Raw genomic sequence first — 18,450 nt, 5'->3', positions numbered from 1 at the left:
AAAATTACCAAATTGTCATGTCGCGGACAGTTCACTGTAAGGTGACAACCCCTATATCTTCGTCATCCACCGCTTCCCGCCGCACTTGGGCGATAACGCAAAAGCAACTGACGAAGGTACGAACAATGTTCAATCGGAAGACTTCCCGCACTCCTCTCGACAAATTCCTGAAGGCCTCCACAGCAGCTGGTCTCGCAGCTGTCATGCTGGCCGGTGGCGTTCCCGCTCTCGTCACCCCGTCCTATGCCGATGCAGTGAGCGTACAGGCGCCGCAGGTGCCAAGTTTTGCAGACGTGGTTCAGGCGGTTTCGCCAGCCGTTGTCTCCGTTCGTGTTGAAACGGACGTGCAGCCGGCATCCGACGATGGCTCCTTCTCCTTCGGGTTCGGCGGTCAGGGAATGGACAATCTCCCGGACGATCATCCGCTGAAGCGCTTTTTCCGTGAGTTCGGCATGCCCGGCGACAACGGCGGCCGCAAGGCTCCGCCTCCGCACGGCAAGGGCAAGCTGCGCCCAACCTCGCAAGGATCCGGCTTCTTCATCTCCGAAGACGGCTACATCGTCACCAACAATCACGTTGTCGACGATGGCGCTGCCTTCACCGTCGTGATGAAGGACGGCACCGAATATCCGGCCAAGCTGATCGGCAAGGACAGCCGCACCGATCTCGCCGTGTTGAAGGTCGACCAGCCGAAGAAGACCTTCACCTATGTGAAGTTTGCCGACGGTGACGGCGCCCGCATTGGCGACTGGGTCGTGGCGGTCGGTAACCCGTTTGGCCTTGGTGGAACGGTGACCGCAGGCATCGTCTCTGCCCGCGGCCGCGATATCGGCTCCGGTCCTTATGACGATTATATCCAGATCGATGCCGCCGTGAACCGCGGCAACTCCGGCGGTCCGGACTTCAACCTGAGTGGCGAAGTCATCGGCATCAATACCGCGATCTTCTCTCCATCCGGCGGAAACGTCGGCATCGCCTTCGCGATCCCTGCCTCGCTGGCCAAGAATGTGGTCAAGGAATTGATCGAGAAGGGCACCGTCGATCGTGGCTGGCTGGGTGTTCAGATCGAGCCTGTGACCAAGGATATCGCAGAATCCCTCGGTCTTGCCGAAGCCAGTGGCGCAATCGTTGTCGCGCCGCAGGAAGGCTCTCCGAGTGTGGCTGCCGGTATCGAGCAGGGTGACGTGATCGTTGCCGTGAACGGCGAAACGGTGAAGGACAACCGCGACCTTGCCAAGAAGATCGCCAACTTTGCACCCGGTACCAAGGTGGAAGTCTCGCTGTGGCGCGGTGGCAAGTCGCTGACCAAGACCGTTGAACTGGGCAAGTTCCCGACCGACAAGCAGATGGCAAAGGCCGACGGCAACGGCTCCGACGAGGATGCCGCGCCAGCAACAGAGCAGGCTCTGGCCAATCTGGGTCTTGACGTTCAGCCTTCAGACGATGGCGCCGGACTGACGATCACCAATGTCGATCCCAACTCGGATGCTGCCGATCTGGGTGTGAAGCCCGGTGAGAAGATCACCTCGGTCAACAACAAGGAAGTCTCATCTGTGGAAGAGGCGCAAAAGGCAATCGACGCCGTGAAGAAGGAAGGTCGCACCAAGGTTCTGGTGATGATCGAAACGGAGAACGGCAACCGCTTCGTCGCTCTGCCACTCGACAACAGCTAATTGGCCTAAGGGGTCAAAGCGCGAGAGCGCCGAGCAGCAATAAGCAGCCCGGCGCTCTTTTTTGTGTTGGAAAGGTGAAGAGAGATGGAACGGGTCGAGCAAATTTCCAATTCGGGCGATTCCGATTGTGCCAAGGGTACAGCCGGCGATATGGTCGCGCACATGAAGATACTGGTAATTGAAGACGATCTAGAAGCCGCAGCCTATATGACCAAGGCCTTCCGCGAAGCCGGCATTGTTGCCGACCACGCCAGCGACGGCGAAAGCGGTTTGTTCATGGCCACGGAAAACAGCTATGACGTGATGGTGATTGACCGCATGTTGCCGCGCCGCGACGGCTTGTCGGTCATCAGCGAACTGAGGCGCAAGTCAATCGACACGCCTGTGCTGATCCTGTCGGCGCTCGGTCAGGTGGATGACCGTGTCACGGGCCTTCGGGCAGGCGGCGACGATTACCTGCCAAAGCCCTATGCATTTTCCGAGCTTCTGGCCCGTGTCGAAGTGCTGGGACGCCGCAAGGGCAAACCGGAACAGGACATGGTCTATCGGGTCGGCGATCTGGAACTTGACCGCCTGTCGCATGAGGTGCGTCGGGGCGGCAAGGAGATCCTGCTGCAGCCGCGGGAATTCCGCCTGCTCGAATATCTGATGAAGAACGCCGGACAGGTTGTCACCCGCACGATGTTGCTGGAGCATGTCTGGGACTATCACTTCGATCCCCAGACCAATGTCATCGATGTCCATGTGTCGAGATTGCGCTCGAAGATCGAGAAGGAATTCGAGACATCGCTGCTGAAGACCGTGCGCGGTGCCGGCTATATGATCAAGGACGAAGGGTAAGCGTATTTTTTCATGAACCGCCTGTCCATGCTGTTCAAGTCGACCGCCGTGCGTCTGTCGGCACTCTACATGATCCTTTTTGCGCTTTGCGCAGCATTTCTGGTCTTCTATGTGACGGCACTGTCAGAACGCGTGCTGACCCAGCAGACCCAGGAAGGCTTGCTGCAAGAGGTGCGCGAGGTCGACGGCGCCTACAAGAGCGGCGGCATGAACCTCTTGCTCAGTACCATGGAGCGACGCGCCCGCGCACCGGGCGCCAACCTTTATGTGATCGCCAGCCCCAGCGGTGAAATCCTGGCCGGCAATGTTGCCTCGGTGCAGCCGGGCATTCTCGGCCGCGAGGGCTGGACGAACGAGCCTTTCCGCTATGAGCGTTATTCGGGCGCGGGCAATGAACGGCGTCATGTTGCGGTCGCCTTCCTGCTGAAACTCGACAATGGACTGCATATTCTGGTGGGACGCGATCTGGGCGAACCGGCCCGTCTCAGACTGCTCGTGCGCAAGGCCCTGATGGTGGCGCTTGCCATCATGGGCGGCGGTGCGCTGATCATCTGGTTTGCCATCGGTCGAAACGCGCTCAAGCGCATCGACAGGGTGTCTGCCGCCAGCAAGAAGATCATGGCCGGTGACCTCTCGCAGCGTCTTCCTGTCTCCGGATCGGGCGATGAATTCGATCGGCTGTCCGGCAGTCTGAACGAGATGCTGGGCCGCATCGGCAAGCTCAACGAGGGCTTGAGGCAAGTCTCCGATAATATCGCCCACGACCTGAAGACACCCCTGACACGGCTGCGGCACAAGGCATCCGAAGCGCTTGATGAGGATGACGCGGCGAAGCGGCGCGTGGCTCTTGAAGGTATCATAGCCGAATCCGACCAGCTGATCCGGACTTTCAACGCACTTTTGATGATTTCACGCGTAGAGGCAGGTTCGATCGCAGCCGAATTGTCCGACCAGGACATTTCAGCCGTCGCTGCCGATAGTGTGGAGCTTTATGAGCCGGTGGCCGAAGAAGCGGGGCTTTCGCTGGTCTCCACCATTGCGCCGGGCCTGTCAGTGCGCGGCAATCGCGAACTGATAGGACAGGCAATCTTCAATCTGCTCGACAATGCGATCAAATATGCAGACGGCGCGGAACAGCCGCAAATCCGCATATCCGTTACAACGCGCGACGGCGACGTCCGGCTATCGGTTGCCGATAACGGGCAGGGTATCCCGTCCGAACAGCGCGAAGAGGCGGTCAAACGTTTCGTGCGGCTCGACGAAAGCCGCTCGAAGCCGGGCACAGGCCTTGGCTTGTCTCTGGTCGAGGCTGTGATGGCACTGCATGGCGGCCGGCTGGAGCTTTTAGCAACGGATGAAAGCGACGCAGACCATCCGGGCCTCACCGCAACCATGGTCTTTCCGCCGCGCAAAGCCTAATCTCCCATTCAGGATTCGCGATGCGGTTCGGGAGGCCGCATAGGCGAAAAGGTATTGCCCTGGAGGAGATTTGACGTGCAGCAAACAGCCAGCGCGCTGAGCGAGGTGCATGCAGGTGCGCTGCATCCGCTGAACCAGAGCGAATTGAAGTCTGTCGGAGAAATTCTGAGCGACATTGGCGCGACGCATCCGGCAATTGCCGACATGCTGGAGACGATGACGCCGCTCCACGAATTTGTCGCCGCAGCACTGAGCCTCTCTCCGCATTTGCGCGACATCGCAGCGCGAGATCCCGAGATCCTTGTTCTGGCGATCGGCCAACCGCTGGAACCCTTGCTGACAGGTCTTGTTGACGCGGCGCGCGACGCCTGGAAGCCCCAGGCCGATGGCACTCTTCCCACGGAAGGCCAGGTGATGACGCGATTGCGCATTGCCAAGCGGCGGGTGTCCTTTCTGTTGGCCATGGCCGATCTGGCCCGGATCTTTGATGCGGCCCATACGACGGAGTGGTTGACCGCCATTGCCGATGCCAGCGTATCGGCGGCGATCAATCACCTGCTGCTGACCGCAGACGATGCCGGCAAGGTCACCTTGCCTGACCGTGGCGAGCCATCGCGCGGCAGTGGCCTGATTGTGCTTGGCATGGGCAAGCATGGCGCCCGCGAACTGAACTATTCCTCCGATATCGATATTGTCGTCTTCTTCGACCCACAGGCCGGCATCTTGCCCGATCCCGATGACGGGCTGGAAATCTATGGGCGCATGATGCGACGTCTGGTGCGCATCATGCAGGAGCGCACCGGCGACGGTTATGTGTTCAGAACCGATCTGCGATTGCGCCCCGATCCGGGGTCGACACCTCTTGCCGTGCCGGTGGAGGCCGCGCTGCTGTATTACGAGGGCAGGGGACAGAACTGGGAGCGTGCAGCCTTCATCAAGGCACGTCCTGTGGCGGGCGATCTGGAGGCAGGTGCAGCCTTCCTCAAGGAAATGACCCCCTTCGTCTTCCGCAAATACCTGGATTATGCGGCCATCGCCGATATCCACGCCATCAAGCGTCAGATTCACGCGCATAAGGGCCACGGCACAATCGCGGTCAAGGGGCACAATGTGAAGCTTGGCCGCGGCGGTATCCGCGAGATCGAGTTCTTCGCCCAGACCCAGCAACTGATCGCCGGCGGGCGAATGCCGGAACTGAGGACGCGGTCGACCGAGGCGGCGCTGAAGGCATTGAATGCCGCGAACTGGGTGGATGATGCCACCACCCGCGAGCTGATCGTCTGCTACTGGTTCTTGCGCGATGTGGAACACCGCATTCAGATGGTCCATGACGAACAGACCCATCTGCTGCCGTTAACGGAGCCGGAATTGCGCCGCATCGCCCTGATGAGCGGCTTTGCCGATACGGCGAGTTTTTCGAGCGAACTCGAAACCGTGCTGAAGACGGTGGAGAAGCGCTATGCCCGCCTGTTCGAGAAAGAAGAGGGATTGTCGGGCACGGAAGGCAATCTGGTCTTTACCGGTCAGAATGACGATCCGGATACGCTGAAGACGCTTGCAAAACTGGGATTCGACAGACCCGAAGACATGTCGCGTGTGATCCGCACATGGCATTATGGGCGCTACCGGGCCACGCAGTCGGTCGAGGCGCGCGAGCGGCTGACCGAACTGATCCCGCTCTTGTTGAAAGCGTTCGGTGAAAGCCGCCGCGCGGACGAGGCGCTGATGCGCTTCGACACGTTTCTCGCGGGCCTGCCTGCCGGCATTCAGCTGTTTTCGCTTCTCGGTAATAACCCGCCGCTGTTGAAGCTGACCGTGAATATCATGTCGGCTGCACCGCGCCTGGCGGAAATCATCGCCAAGCGTCCCCATGTCTTTGACGGCATGCTGGATCCGGCATTGATGGCTCAACTTCCGACCCGCGATTATCTGGCACATCGACTTGAGAGTTTTACCGCTGGCCGTGTCCACTATGAGGAATTTCTGGATCAGCTCCGTATCTTCGCCGCCGAACACCGCTTCCTGATCGGTATCCGTCTTCTGACCGGATCGATCGATGGAACGCAGGCTGGCCGGGCCTTTGCTGATCTGGCATCGCTGGTCATCGGCGCGGCGCTTGATGTGGTACGCAAGGAAATGGACCGCGCCCATGGTGTCTATCCCGGTGGACGGGTGGCGCTTGCCGGCATGGGCAAGCTGGGCAGTTTCGAGCTGACGGCCGGGTCCGATGTCGACCTCATTTTGCTCTACGACTATGACGCGGAGGTGGTGGAAAGTGTTGGTGACAAGCCGCTGGATGCGGTGCGCTATTTCACCCGACTGACACAGCGCCTGATCTCAGCCCTGTCTGCGCCGATGGCAGAGGGTGTGCTCTACGAAGTCGATATGCGCCTGCGCCCCTCCGGCAACAAGGGCCCGGTGGCAACCCGCCTCAATGCATTCGAGCGGTATCAGAAGGACGAAGCCTGGACCTGGGAGCATATGGCACTGTCGCGGGCACGGATGATGGCTGGCGATGACGATCTGATCGAAAGGGCGCAAGCGATCATCTCCGATGTGATGGGCGAGGTTCGCAACGAGAAAAAGATTGCAGCCGATGTGAAAGAGATGCGCACGCTGATTGGCAAGGAAAAGCCGCCGCGCGACATCTGGGACTTCAAGCTCATCCCAGGGGGCCTGATCGACATCGAATTCATAACCCAGTTTCTGACCCTGGTCGGCCCTGCTCGGGGCGTGACGGTCGCCACGTCCGGGCTCAGCACGGCTCAGGCGCTGACAGTCTTGGGCAAAAGCCTGATGGATCGCAACGATCTGGAGACCTGCCTTGCAGCGCTTACGCTGTTCACGGATTTGTCCCAGATCATCCGGCTCTGCATTGACGGGCCTTTCGATGCTGACGATATTCCGGCAGGCCTTGCAGATCTTCTTTGTCGAGCAGCCGATTGTCCGGACATGAAAACGCTCGAAGCGGAGGTCAAGCGGCTGTCAAAAGCGGTGCGCAAGGTGTTCGACAAGGTGGTGAGGCCCTCATAAACGAAGGCTGGCTGGAATAGCGGGGCTGAGTATCCTCAGACATCCGCAAAACCTCACCAACATCTGTGCGGCGCAGGGTTACTCTTCAGACGGCTTGCCGCCGACATCCCTTGGGGCAAGCCCCGACGCGCATTAGCGCCACGCCGGACGTCGCTGCAGGTTCATGTGCAGTTCCTGCTTGGTCGCAAACGATCCCAGCACCCGCAAAAGCTTGCGCGTCTGGTTGACGTCGACATGTTCACGGTCGCAGAAGTCCTGCACGCTGAACACCTCGCGGTTTTCACCAGCTTTCGTTTCGTCTTCGGCTACATATTTCATCGAGATCACCTCCTCCCAGCCTTCATCAACGCAGGAGCGGCCAAGCAGTTCCCGAAGCGCGAACAAATTTGGCAATGGAGGCACGCGACGGTCTGGCAAGATTTAGCGACTGTGAAGCCAAGTATAGCGTTGTTTCTTTATCCCTAATTTAACAGGTTTCTGCGAGGTTTCACAGCGAAAACGAAATCTCGTCCTGAGCTTGGGCAGTTATTATCTGACTGGGAGCGACGTATGCGCATGATACAAACCGGAAGATGGGTGGCTCGCAAGATCAGCGAGTTTCTAAGCGTTCCCAATGACAATCCGGAACTGACGCGCGCGCAGTATGAGGCTTTTTCCAAGCAGGTACCGCTTCTCTATTTTATCCTTGCCGTCAACACACTGGCCGTATCCTGGACGCATATCAATACCGCTCCCGCGTGGCTGGATATCTATATACCCCTGGCGATGGTGGCGATATTTGTCTTCCGCGGTCTGGGGTGGTATCGCCGACACAATGTTGTTGTCGATGCCGACGAAGCCTATCGTCAATTGCGCTCGACAAATCGCCTGGCAGGCCCCCTGGCGCTCGTCTGCGTTGCCTGGTCCCTGATGTTGATGCCGCTTGGCAATCCTTACCAGCAGGCGCATGTCGCGTTTTACATTGCCATCACCGTGATCGGCATCATCTTCTGTCTGATGCATTTGCGTTCTGCCGCGCTGATTGTCACTTGCCTGGTCAATGCCCCATTTCTTGTCTTTATGCTCCTGCATGGTGAACCGATTTTCAACGCGATAGGCATCAACTTCCTTCTGGTCTGCATGGCCATGGTTGTGGTGTTGCAGTCGCATTATCGCGACTTTCGTCAACTCGGCCAGTCGCGACTTGTGCTGCAGGATCAGAATGCTGCCATGCAGGCGCTGTCAGACGAAAATTTGCGCTTGGCCAATATGGACAGCCTGACATTGCTGGCCAACCGCCGCAGTTTCTTCCACGATCTGTTGAAAGAATTTGACGCGGCCAAGACGAATTCCACGGCGCTGGCCGTGGGCGTGATCGATCTGGACGGCTTCAAGCCGATTAACGACATGCACGGTCATTCCGCAGGCGACAAGGTTCTGGTGGAGGTTGCGCGGCGGCTGGAGATCGTGGCTGAGGGCAAGGCCCGCGTCTATCGCCTCGGTGGCGATGAATTTGCCCTTCTGGTCTGCGGTGTCGCCGACGAAGGCAAGCTTTCCAGTTTCGGTATGACCTTTTGCGACGCGATTGCAGAGCGCATCAGCATCGGTGCCGGAAATGTGCATGTGACCGGCTCTCTCGGTATCGCTATCTACCCCAAGGTCGGCACCAACGGCCATGAGCTTTACGACCGCGCAGACTATGCGCTTTACACCGCCAAACGCCGCCAACGCGCCGGTGTCATGATATTCAATGCCGCGCAGGCCGACGAGTTGTCGCGTCTGAAAGTGGTCGAGGAGGCCTTGTTGTGCGCCTCTCTGGAAGACGAATTGTCGCTGGTGTTCCAACCGATCGTCGACGTCAATTCCAACAGCTGTGTCGGTTTCGAGGCGCTGTCGCGCTGGGATAGTCCGACCATCGGCAGCGTATCGCCAGCGGAATTTATTCCCGTGGCCGAACATAACGGCCGTATTCTGACGATCACGCGCCTGGTCCTGGAACGTGCATTGCAGACAGCCTCGACTTGGCCCGGTGATTGCTATTTGTCATTCAATCTTTCACCGCACGACCTGGCCTCTGCCGAAGGCATCCTGCGCATTATCGGTATTGTCCATGCCAGCGGCTTCGATCCGGCACGGATCAATTTCGAGATCACCGAGACGGCGATCATGCATGATTTCGACCAGGCGAAGGCATCCATAACCCTGTTGCGCAATATGGGGGCGGGCATTTCGCTCGATGACTTTGGCACCGGCTATTCCAGCCTCAGCCATGTCCATCACCTGCCGCTCTCCAAGATCAAGATCGACGGATCCTTTGTACAGGAGATCGAGCAGCGCGATTCGAGCTACAAGATCGTGAAGTCGGTTCTGGCTCTGTGTGCGGATATGGATATCGACGCCATCGTGGAAGGCGTGGAGACCCTGGAACAACTGAAAATTCTGAAGTCACTGGGCGTTCAAGCCGTGCAGGGATACTATTTCTCCCGTCCCGTCAGCGCGGATGACACCGTTGAACTTCTCCTGTCCGACGATCGAATGCCGGTGGCAGCGCGCGCATCCTGAATGGCCGCAGAAACGGTTCAGCCTGGACCGAGCAACCCGATGACCAGTTGCTGCACTGTGCCGCCCGGTCCGAACTCGACCTTGTCGAAGTCTCGGTCTTTCTGTCGACGCTGATCCGATATCTCCTTCAGGATCGGCTGCATCTTCGCCCGCAGTCTGTTGCAGTCTGGATCGTTCTCCGCTGAAAGGCCAACGGTCGCTTTCTCGATCTCCCGGGCCAGGACCTTGATATTCTCGGCATGGACCTTTTCATGCGCCGTCACACCCTCGATAAAGACCGCCCAGCGGGCAGCGACATCGGCCGGGAGCCTGGCAGATGGTTTGGGCAGCTTGGTGGTGATGACCAGTCTCGGAACGGCAGACGCCAGCACACAGCCGCCGTGACGGTTCTGATAATCGCGGCGCCAGGTGAGCTTGAAACCCGTCTGCGCGATGACCCGGGAATTCCCCAGCATGGGGCCGCGTTCGCCGATCGAGTCATAAAGCGCACGCGCGCTTTCACCGTTGATACTGTAGGTCTCGACCTGTTCGATGACCTGGCCGCCGGCGAGTGCGCCGAGCGGGGCAAGGACGGTCGCGATCGTCAATGCAGAGCGGACAATGCGTGCCTTCACGACGGCTCCTTTGCAGATTGGCTGCAAGTCTATGAAGCCAGAGATCGAAATTCAATGCTGAACAGTCGCGCGGGGCAAACGCTGCCCTACGCCATGCGCTTCTTCTGGGGAAGCACGTCTTCCTTGCCATGCGGGATGAAGATCTGCACGACCGTACCCTTGCCCTCGCGAGACCGGATTTTCAAAGCACCGCCATGGAGTGCAACGAGTGAGCGCGAGATGGCAAGTCCCAGACCGGAACCGCCGCGACTTTTGGCATACTGGTTTTGCACCTGCTCGAAGGGTTGGCCGATCTTGTTGATCGCCTCTTTCGGAATACCGATGCCGGTATCGGCAATCGTCAGTGCCACACCTTGGGCGCAGGGGCGGGCACGCAGAGCGATACGGCCGCCCTCATTGGTAAACTTTGCCGCATTGGCCAGAATGTTCAACAGCACCTGCTTCATGGCACGGCGGTCGGCCACGACAGACAGATTGGTCGAAATACGCTGCTCGATGGTGATGTTCTTTTCCTCCGCCGGAATGGAGGTCAGGCGCAGGCTTTCGTCGATCAGCGGAGACAGGTCGATGGTTTCGCAGCGCAGACGCATCTGGCCGGCTTCGATCTTCGACATGTCGAGAATATCGTTGATGACATTCAACAGATGCTTGCCGCTGTCATGAATGTCGCGGGCATATTCGGAATATTTGGGTGAGCCGATGGGACCGAACATGCCGGTCTGCAGAATTTCCGAGAAACCGAGAATGGCGTTGAGCGGGGTTCTCAGTTCGTGGCTCATATTGGCGAGGAATTCCGACTTGGCCTTGTTGGCAGCCTGAGCACGCTCTTTTTCCACCTGATAATTGGCATTGGCGATGGACAGCTCCTGCTTCTGCCGCTCCAGCGTCTTCTGCGAGGAAGACAGGTCGCCGATATTGGCCATCAGGCGGCGCTCCTGATCGCGCAACCGCTCCTGGTGGCGTTTCAAAAGGGTGATGTCGGTACCCACCGACACCAGGCCCCCGTCACGGGTCCGACGTTCGTTGATCTGCAGCCAGCGTTCGTCGGCAAGCTGGACCTCGGTGGTGCGCGAGCTGCCTGTCTGGTCCGGATCGGCGACACGGCGCTGGATGATCGGCCGGGCAGCAGCCTTCACCACAGCGGCGCGATCCTTGCCCGGTGTCAGCATATCGTCTGGCAGGCCATAGACTTTCTGGAAATGCGCATTGCACATCACCAGCTTGTCGTTCTTGTCCCACAGCACGAAGGCCTCCGATGTGCATTCGATGGCATCCATCAGGCGCTGGTCAGCCTCGGCATAGCGCTGTGCCAGACGATGCTGCTCTGTCACATCCATGGCGATGCCGATGATGCGGCTGCCGCCATTGGGGGTGCGCACCACCTGCGCGCGGGCGCGCATCCACACATAATGGCCCTGAGCATGGCGCATGCGGAAGATATGGTCGATCTGATGATTGTCGCTGCGGCCGAGCGAGCGGAAAAGCTTGTAGAGATTGCCGTCTTCGGGATGCATCATCCGGGCGGCATCGCCAAAGCAGAGCGAGGCACCGGAAGGCTTCATGCCGACCATTTCATACATGGAACGCGACCAGAACAGACGGCGGCTCGACAGATCGAAATCCCACAGGCCGCAGCGACCGCGCGACAGCGCAGTCTCCACCCGCAAATTGGATTCCAGGAAGATATCGTCAGCCTCGCGGGCGCGCTTGGCCTGCATGAAATAGGCATAGAGAATGACCAGAAGCGTCATCGATATGCCGGCAAACAGCGTGACATTCAACGCCACTTCACTGCGCCAGAAGGCATCGATATCGGCCAGCGACTGGGTGACGAGGATGAGCGACCCACCGGCTGCGGGTTCCATGACGGCGACATGGCGCCTGCCGTTGATATGGGTCTCGATGGTCCCGGTCTTGTCGGAATAGCGGCGGATGGCGGCGACTTCAGGCAGGATGCTTGTGAGCGACTGGCCGATGAAACCGACGGCTGACGCTGAGCCTGCAAAGATCTGTCCGGCGGGATCGATCAGCAGGATATAGGCGCTGGGGTTCAGGCGGCTCTGGGGCAGAAACTGCGACAGCAGTTTTTCGGCGCTGCCACGGTCGCGATTGACGAACAAGTCGGCCTTGTCGGAAAATGCCGCCGTCGCCACCGCCGCCGACATCGCCGTCGACTGCCGTGCATTGCTTTCCATTCGCCCGTATTCGGCCAGGATGCCGACCGTTCGTGCCATGGCCACGACCATGAGAAAGGCAATGATCAGGACCGGTATGGCGTTCCTGAGTATGATTTCCATTCGCCTGGGATCTGCTGCTCCCGTAAACAGGAGATCCCGAAGGAACATTGAAATTCGACCATATGGGAGCCCCATACGGCCATCGGCTGCAGTCTCCTGCCGCACGTCCGCCATCGTGTCCGCCTCTTATTCCTCGTGCGATTCGAGGCGCCGCTCGCCCGAATCGGACTCAATGAATCATCACTGATTCGTCGTGTCCAGACGGCGAAGGTGAACAAAGTATTAAGTGCTTCATTCGAATCGCTTTTTTCTCGAGCGATCAGGCCAAGGGATTGAATCTCAAGGAAAAGGTTAACGCGGACATGGCGTTTTCCGGTGTTTCAGTCACCTGAGCCCCTGCTTCGCGAAAGCGAAGACAGCGGAAATTTCAAGCGGTGGGGAGGCGGCATATGGGAGCCGCCTCCGTCCGTCATCAGCTCTTTAGAACGCGATCGACGATGTCGCGGACATCTGCGGAAAGTTTGTCGGCCCTGGCAATGGTGGAGAGGGCCGCCTTTGCCTTTTCGGCCCGCACGGGTTCCAGCTGTCGCCACGACCGCATCGAGGTCAGCAAGCGGGCTGCAAGCTGCGGATTGCGCTTGTCGATCTCCAGGATCTGCGCAGCGAGGAAATCGTAAGCTGCGCCATCCGCCCGGTTGAACCCGGTGGGATTGGAAAAGGCGAGGCTGCCGATGGCCGAGCGCACGCGGTTCGGGTTGTTGGCGATATAGTGTTTGTTGGCGACCAGTGCCTTGACGCGGTCGAGTGCGCCGTCACCGGGGATAGTGGCCTGAATGGCAAACCACTTGTCGATCACCAGCGCGTTGTCGGCAAAGCGGGACTCGAAGGCTTCGAGCGCTGATTTTGTCTCCTCGCAATCCGGGAAGCGATGCGCAAGAACTGTCAGCGCCTGCGAAAGATCCGTCATGTTATCGGCCTTGGCAAAAGCCTCGGCCGCATGGGCAGGTGTTGCGTCTGACAGGGCGATGAAGCCCAGGGCTGTATTTTTGAGCGCGCGGCGACCGGCATTTTCGGCGTCCGGTGAAAACGGGCCGGTGACATCGGCCAAGGCCGTATAGAGTTTGCCGAACAGATCCGAGCCGGCATCCGCAATCTGCTTCAATATGGCCTCACGGCCCGCATGAACGGCGTCGGGATCGGTGTCGGAGCCGAGTTCGCGGGCAATATCGGCCTCGCTTGGCAGTGACAGCGCCTGGGCGCGGAAGGCCGGCTCAAGCGTTTCATCGCCCGCAATCTGCAGCAGCACGTCGACGAAGCGCGCATCGCCACCGACGTCCTCGTTTTTGGCAGCCTGCGTTGCGGCATGGGCAAGCACAGGACGGGCAAGATCGGTAATGGCCTGCCAGCGGGAGAACAGGTCGCTGTCATGAAGCGCGATCAGACGCTTGTCGTCTGCCGACTGATCGAAATGGATGGTGACCGGGGCGGAAAAGCCGCGATTGATGGAGAGTACCGCGCGAGACGCGATGCCGGCAAAAACGAATGTCTGTGAACGCTCGGTCAGGTGCAGGACATCGCCTGTTACCTCTCCGCCGGTGATGCCTGACGCGGTGACGTCCGACCCATCTTCGTCGATCAGAGCGAAGCGGAGCGGGATATGCATCGGCTCCTTGTTGGGCTGACCGGGCGTGGCAGGGATCATCTGCTCAAGCGAGACAGTCAGTGTCTTGGCACGGGCATCATGGGTGGTCGAGACAGTGACCTGCGGCGTGCCGGCCTGATTGTACCAGAGCGAGAACTGCTTGAAATCGCGACCATTGGCATCCTGGAAGGACTTGACGAAATCCTCGACGGTAGCGGCTTCGCCATCATGACGCTCGAAATAGAGATCCATACCCTTCTTGAAGCCGTCGCGGCCCAGAATGGTGGAGATCATGCGGGTGACCTCGGAACCCTTTTCATAGACGGTCGTCGTGTAGAAATTGTTGATTTCGCGGTAGCTTGCCGGGCGCACCGGATGAGCAAGCGGACCGGAATCCTCGGTGAACTGTTCCGAGCGCAAATGGCGCACTTCAGCGATGCGCTTGACTGCGCGCGAACGCGCGTCGGCAGAAAATTCGTGATCGCGGAAGACGGTCAGGCCTTCCTTCAGGCACAGCTGGAACCAGTCGCGGCAGGTGATGCGGTTGCCGGTCCAGTTGTGGAAATACTCATGGGCGATGATCGCCTCGATATTGGCATAGTCCTGGTCGGTGGCCGTGGCCGGATCGGCCAGCACATACTTGTCGTTGAAGATGTTGAGGCCCTTGTTCTCCATCGCTCCGAAATTGAAGTCGGAGACGGCAACGACCATGAAGATGTCGAGGTCGTATTCGCGACCGAACACCTCTTCGTCCCATTTCATCGAGCGCTTCAGCGCATCCATGGCATAGGTTGCACGCGATTCCTTGCCGTGCTCCACATAGATCTTCAGCGCAACTTCGCGGCCCGACATGGTCGTAAACGTATCTTCAACGACGCCGAGATCGCCGGCCACCAGCGCAAACAGGTAGCTGGGCTTGGGGTGAGGGTCGAACCAGGCAGCGAAGTGCTTGCCTTCGCCATAGCCGGCGCCGCCCAGGAAATTGCCGTTCGAGAGCAGCAACGGGCAGCTTTCCTTGTCGGCAATGATATTGATCGTGTAGGGCGCAAGCACATCCGGACGGTCGGGGAAATAGGTGATGCGACGGAAGCCCTCGGCCTCGCACTGGGTGCAATAGATACCGTTGGAACGGTAAAGACCCATCAGTTGCGTATTTGCGCTCGGGTTAAGCAGTGTCGTGACTGTCACCTCGAACGGACTGTCAGCCGGAAGATCACGAATAGTCAAACTGTCCGACGTGGCAGTATAGCGATCGGTTTCCATCTCGATCTGGTCGAACAACAGACTGGTCATGGTCAGACCATCGCCATCCAATACCAGCGGGGCGGAGTGATCTACCCCCTCCCGACGGTGGAATATCAGTCTCGATTCGACCTTTGTTTCGACCGGATCCAGTTCAAATGTCAGATCCACACGTTCCAGCACGAAGTCGGTGGGGCGGTAATCTGCCAGATGAATAACCTGGCCCGTATCTGTTCGCATTGTGTGTCCTGATTGTTTGCTTAGGCTCTTTCGCGTTCCGACCGACCGGAGCCACGACTTTCATCGCTAAATCTGTTCCATCCAAACACAGATTTACATTAATTTCTGAACGATTGATAAAATAAGACGAGAATTGTCCCCCTGAAAAGACTTGTCTTGGCCGTTCCGGCGTTAAAAAGCGCTAAAAATTCAATGAAGCGCTGACCTTTTCTGGTTGTTTCGACGCGTATTTTACCACCAGTATAAATTGAGTTGCGGCCGGCGCCGATCGCCGATCAGTCAGGTGAAGCATCGTCATGCCGTATATTTTCGCATCGCCATGGCCCCACCATTTTGCCGCGCCCGGACTTTCCGACACCAATGGCTTGTCTCGTATTTGGCGACATGCCAGTTTGCCGCATTCGCCTTGCCCTGTGCGCCGATGTGTCGCTGCGGCCGGCCTGTTTCCTGTCTGCGTTTTTCTGAAAGCCCGCAATGCCCTCCGCTGAAACCGACCCGCTTCGCGGCATTCTGCTGAAGCTATCCTCGATCACCGTCTTTCTTGCCATGCAAAGCTGCATCAAACTGGCGGGGGCAGGCATTCCTCCGGGGCAGATAGCATTCTACCGATCCGCCTTTGCCATCGTACCCATCGTCATCTATCTGGGAATGCGCGGTAATTTGCGCTCCGCCTTTCACACCGACAATCCTCTGGGCCATCTGCGCCGCGGTCTGCTGGGTATTTGCGCCATGGGTTGCGGGTTTTACGGGCTGGTGCTGTTGCCGCTGCCGGATGCCATCGCCATCGGCTATGCCATGCCGCTGATTGCAGTCGTCTTTGCCGCGGTCTTCCTGCGGGAAACGGTGCGGCTCTACCGCTGGACCGCGGTCGCCATCGGCATGGTCGGCGTCACCATCATTTCCTATCCGAAGCTCACTTTGTTCAGCCAGGAGGGCTTCGGCTCGACAGCCGCAATAGGCGCCATGGCTGTCTTGCTCTCGGCCGTTCTCGGTGCCGGCGCCATGATGCAGGTGCGCCAGCTTGTGCGAGAGGAAAAAACGGCAACGATCGTGTTGTACTTTTCCCTGGTCGCCTCGCTGCTGTCAGCATTGAGCTGGTTTTTCGGCTGGGCGCAACTGTCTGTCGAGGCACTGGGCCTTCTGGCACTGGCCGGCTTCTTTGGCGGTTTTGGCCAGATCCTGTTAACCGAGAGCTACCGTTTTGCCGATGTCTCGACCATTGCCCCGTTCGAATATTCGTCGATCCTGCTGGGCTCGCTGATCGCCTATGTTCTGTTTGACGAGATACCGACGATCACAACGCTTGCGGGAGCGGCAATCGTCGTCGGCGCCGGTCTCTACATCATCTACCGTGAACATCAACTCGGCCTCGAGCGGCGCGCTGCCCGACGGGCATCGACGCCACAAGGTTGAGCCGGGACGCCAGTCTTACGATCCCGCCTGACCCTGGAAAACGGGATCTGCATCGGCGTCGCCGATGGCGCTGTTGGCGGCATTGGCCTGGTCCGTACCCAGCACGGGGATGGCCATGGCCTGGAAGTCCGCCTTGTCGGCATCGGCCACAGCTTCTGTGCGGCGTGTCATGCGCCATGCCGCATAGCCGGCATAAAGAGCAAAGGCCGTGGCCAGGAACCAGATCAGTCCCTGTGGGCCAATACTGTCCATCAGCGTACCGGCCATCAACGGCCCGGACACAGTCCCCAAGCCATAAAGGATCATGACGCCGCTGGAGATGGTCACATACTCGTCCGGATTGGCAAGGTCGTTGGCATGGGCCGCATTGAGCGCATAGATGGGATAGAGAACGCAGCCGACAAAAAAGCCGGTGACATAGAGGGGAACAGTCCCGAAGCCGGAAAAGAGTGCCATGCCGATACAGGATATGGTGCCGAAAATTCCGCAAAACACCATGACATAGCGGCGGTCGATGCGGTCGGAGATGCGACCGATGGGGATCTGCGCAATGGCACCGCCGGCGAGGAATACAGACAGGAGTGTCGCGCCCTGGGCGGTGCTCATGCCGATGCTCTGCGAGTACACGCCGCCAAGACTGCCCCAGGTGCCGGAAACGGCACCCGCCAGCAGCGAGCCGATGAACGCGACGGGGGAGCGTCGATATAGCTTGGCAAGATCGAAGCGCGCCTGGGCAATCGGGGCCGGAGATTGTGCCGTCGAAAGTGCCGTCGGAAAAAGTGCCAGCGAAAAGATCAGCCCGCACAGGATGAACAGGCCGTAGCCGCTCGGGTCGCCCAGCGGAACGACGTACTGACCACCGATCGAGCCGGTCAGGCAGGTGACCATATAGACGGAATAGAGCGCGCCCCGGTTTTCGTTGGTCACCCGTTCGTTGAGCCAGCTCTCGATGACGAGATAGGCACCGGCGATGGCAAAGCCGGCAATGCCGCGGAAAAAGAACCAGGCTCGCCAGTCGACCACCAGAGCGCACGACAGAATCGAGACGGTCAGAAGCGTGATCAGCGCGCTAAACACACGCACATGACCAACGCGGCGCACGAAAATGGGTGTCACGATACAAGAGATCGTGAAACCCAGGGTGTAGCCGGTGGCCGTGAGCGAGATCGTAAAGGTTGACCAGCCTTCGGCGAGCGAGCGAACAGGCACGACGAAGTTCATGAGGCCGAAACCGGCCATCATCATGATTGTCGAGATCATCAAGGTGGCGACTGAGGCGAGGCTGGTAAACATTTCAAAACCATCTGCTAATAAGAATCATTACCCTGCCTCTATTTGTTTTGAGGCGGGCTGTCGATTGCGACAGAGCGTGGCGCAATGTCGAATTTGGCGTCCTCTCGTTCAATTGAACGGAATTAAGGCCCTGTAATGTTTGCGCTGCGGTGAAAAGGAGCGCACTAATTGTTCTTATTAAATTTTATAATATTGGGTTTGACCGATAGCGATGCTATGTTTCGATACGTGAGCAACCGACGCCACTAAACTTAAATTCGAAA

At 58.7% G+C, this 18,450-nt stretch carries 11 protein-coding genes; 6 read left to right on the top strand and 5 right to left on the bottom strand.

All coding sequences use genetic code 11. The annotated features are described in order from the left end of the window. Nucleotides 1-125: 125 nt before the first annotated feature. From ACQQ2Q_RS02015 to ACQQ2Q_RS02000, 4 genes are all read left to right on the top strand, one after another. On the top strand, nt 126-1,673 hold the full coding sequence (locus ACQQ2Q_RS02015) for a Do family serine endopeptidase (protein ID WP_428185350.1): 1,548 nt from the start codon (nt 126-128) through the stop codon (nt 1,671-1,673). Nucleotides 1,674-1,757: 84 nt separating this feature from the next. Then, nucleotides 1,758-2,513 (top strand): response regulator transcription factor, encoded by a 756-nt coding sequence (locus ACQQ2Q_RS02010; RefSeq protein ID WP_428185349.1) that lies wholly within the window; start codon nt 1,758-1,760, stop codon nt 2,511-2,513. 12 nt (nt 2,514-2,525) lie between these two features. After that, on the top strand, nt 2,526-3,932 hold the full coding sequence (locus ACQQ2Q_RS02005) for an ATP-binding protein (protein ID WP_428185348.1): 1,407 nt from the start codon (nt 2,526-2,528) through the stop codon (nt 3,930-3,932). Between the two features lie 75 nt (nt 3,933-4,007). After that, entirely contained in the window at nt 4,008-6,965 is a 2,958-nt protein-coding gene (locus tag ACQQ2Q_RS02000) for a bifunctional [glutamine synthetase] adenylyltransferase/[glutamine synthetase]-adenylyl-L-tyrosine phosphorylase (RefSeq protein WP_428185347.1), read from the top strand. Between the two features lie 132 nt (nt 6,966-7,097). Here ACQQ2Q_RS02000 and ACQQ2Q_RS01995 read toward each other — a convergent pair whose 3' ends face one another. Continuing rightward, on the bottom strand, nt 7,098-7,283 hold the full coding sequence (locus tag ACQQ2Q_RS01995) for a hypothetical protein (RefSeq protein WP_428185346.1): 186 nt from the start codon (nt 7,281-7,283) through the stop codon (nt 7,098-7,100). A 231-nt stretch (nt 7,284-7,514) separates the two neighbouring features. On the opposite strand from ACQQ2Q_RS01995, the gene ACQQ2Q_RS01990 reads away from it, so the two are divergent. Then, complete coding sequence (locus ACQQ2Q_RS01990; protein WP_428185345.1) at nt 7,515-9,506, top strand: putative bifunctional diguanylate cyclase/phosphodiesterase; 1,992 nt, start codon at nt 7,515-7,517, stop codon at nt 9,504-9,506. A gap of 17 nt (nt 9,507-9,523) precedes the next feature. On the opposite strand, the gene ACQQ2Q_RS01985 is transcribed toward ACQQ2Q_RS01990, so the two are convergent. The 3 genes from ACQQ2Q_RS01985 to pepN form a co-directional block, all read right to left on the bottom strand. Next, complete coding sequence (locus ACQQ2Q_RS01985; RefSeq protein ID WP_428185344.1) at nt 9,524-10,120, bottom strand: DUF922 domain-containing Zn-dependent protease; 597 nt, start codon at nt 10,118-10,120, stop codon at nt 9,524-9,526. 86 nt (nt 10,121-10,206) lie between these two features. Further along, on the bottom strand, nt 10,207-12,531 hold the full coding sequence (locus ACQQ2Q_RS01980; RefSeq protein ID WP_428185343.1) for a PAS domain-containing sensor histidine kinase: 2,325 nt from the start codon (nt 12,529-12,531) through the stop codon (nt 10,207-10,209). A gap of 298 nt (nt 12,532-12,829) precedes the next feature. Then, nucleotides 12,830-15,481, bottom strand: coding sequence for an aminopeptidase N (gene pepN, locus ACQQ2Q_RS01975; RefSeq protein ID WP_428185342.1), 2,652 nt, complete (start codon nt 15,479-15,481; stop codon nt 12,830-12,832). 474 nt (nt 15,482-15,955) lie between these two features. On the opposite strand from pepN, the gene ACQQ2Q_RS01970 reads away from it, so the two are divergent. Further along, a complete protein-coding gene (locus ACQQ2Q_RS01970; protein WP_428185341.1) occupies nt 15,956-16,894 on the top strand; it encodes a DMT family transporter in 939 nt (312 codons plus the stop codon). Nucleotides 16,895-16,909: 15 nt separating this feature from the next. Here ACQQ2Q_RS01970 and ACQQ2Q_RS01965 read toward each other — a convergent pair whose 3' ends face one another. Next, nucleotides 16,910-18,187, bottom strand: a complete 1,278-nt coding sequence (locus ACQQ2Q_RS01965) for an MFS transporter (RefSeq protein ID WP_428185340.1) — start codon at nt 18,185-18,187, stop codon at nt 16,910-16,912. Nucleotides 18,188-18,450 lie beyond the last annotated feature (263 nt).

Origin of the sequence: Agrobacterium sp. ES01 (genome assembly GCF_050320885.1) — a bacterium.
GTDB lineage: Bacteria > Pseudomonadota > Alphaproteobacteria > Rhizobiales > Rhizobiaceae > Allorhizobium.
Note: the sequence above shows the minus strand (reverse complement) of the source record. Positions and strands in the feature narration are given on the sequence as shown.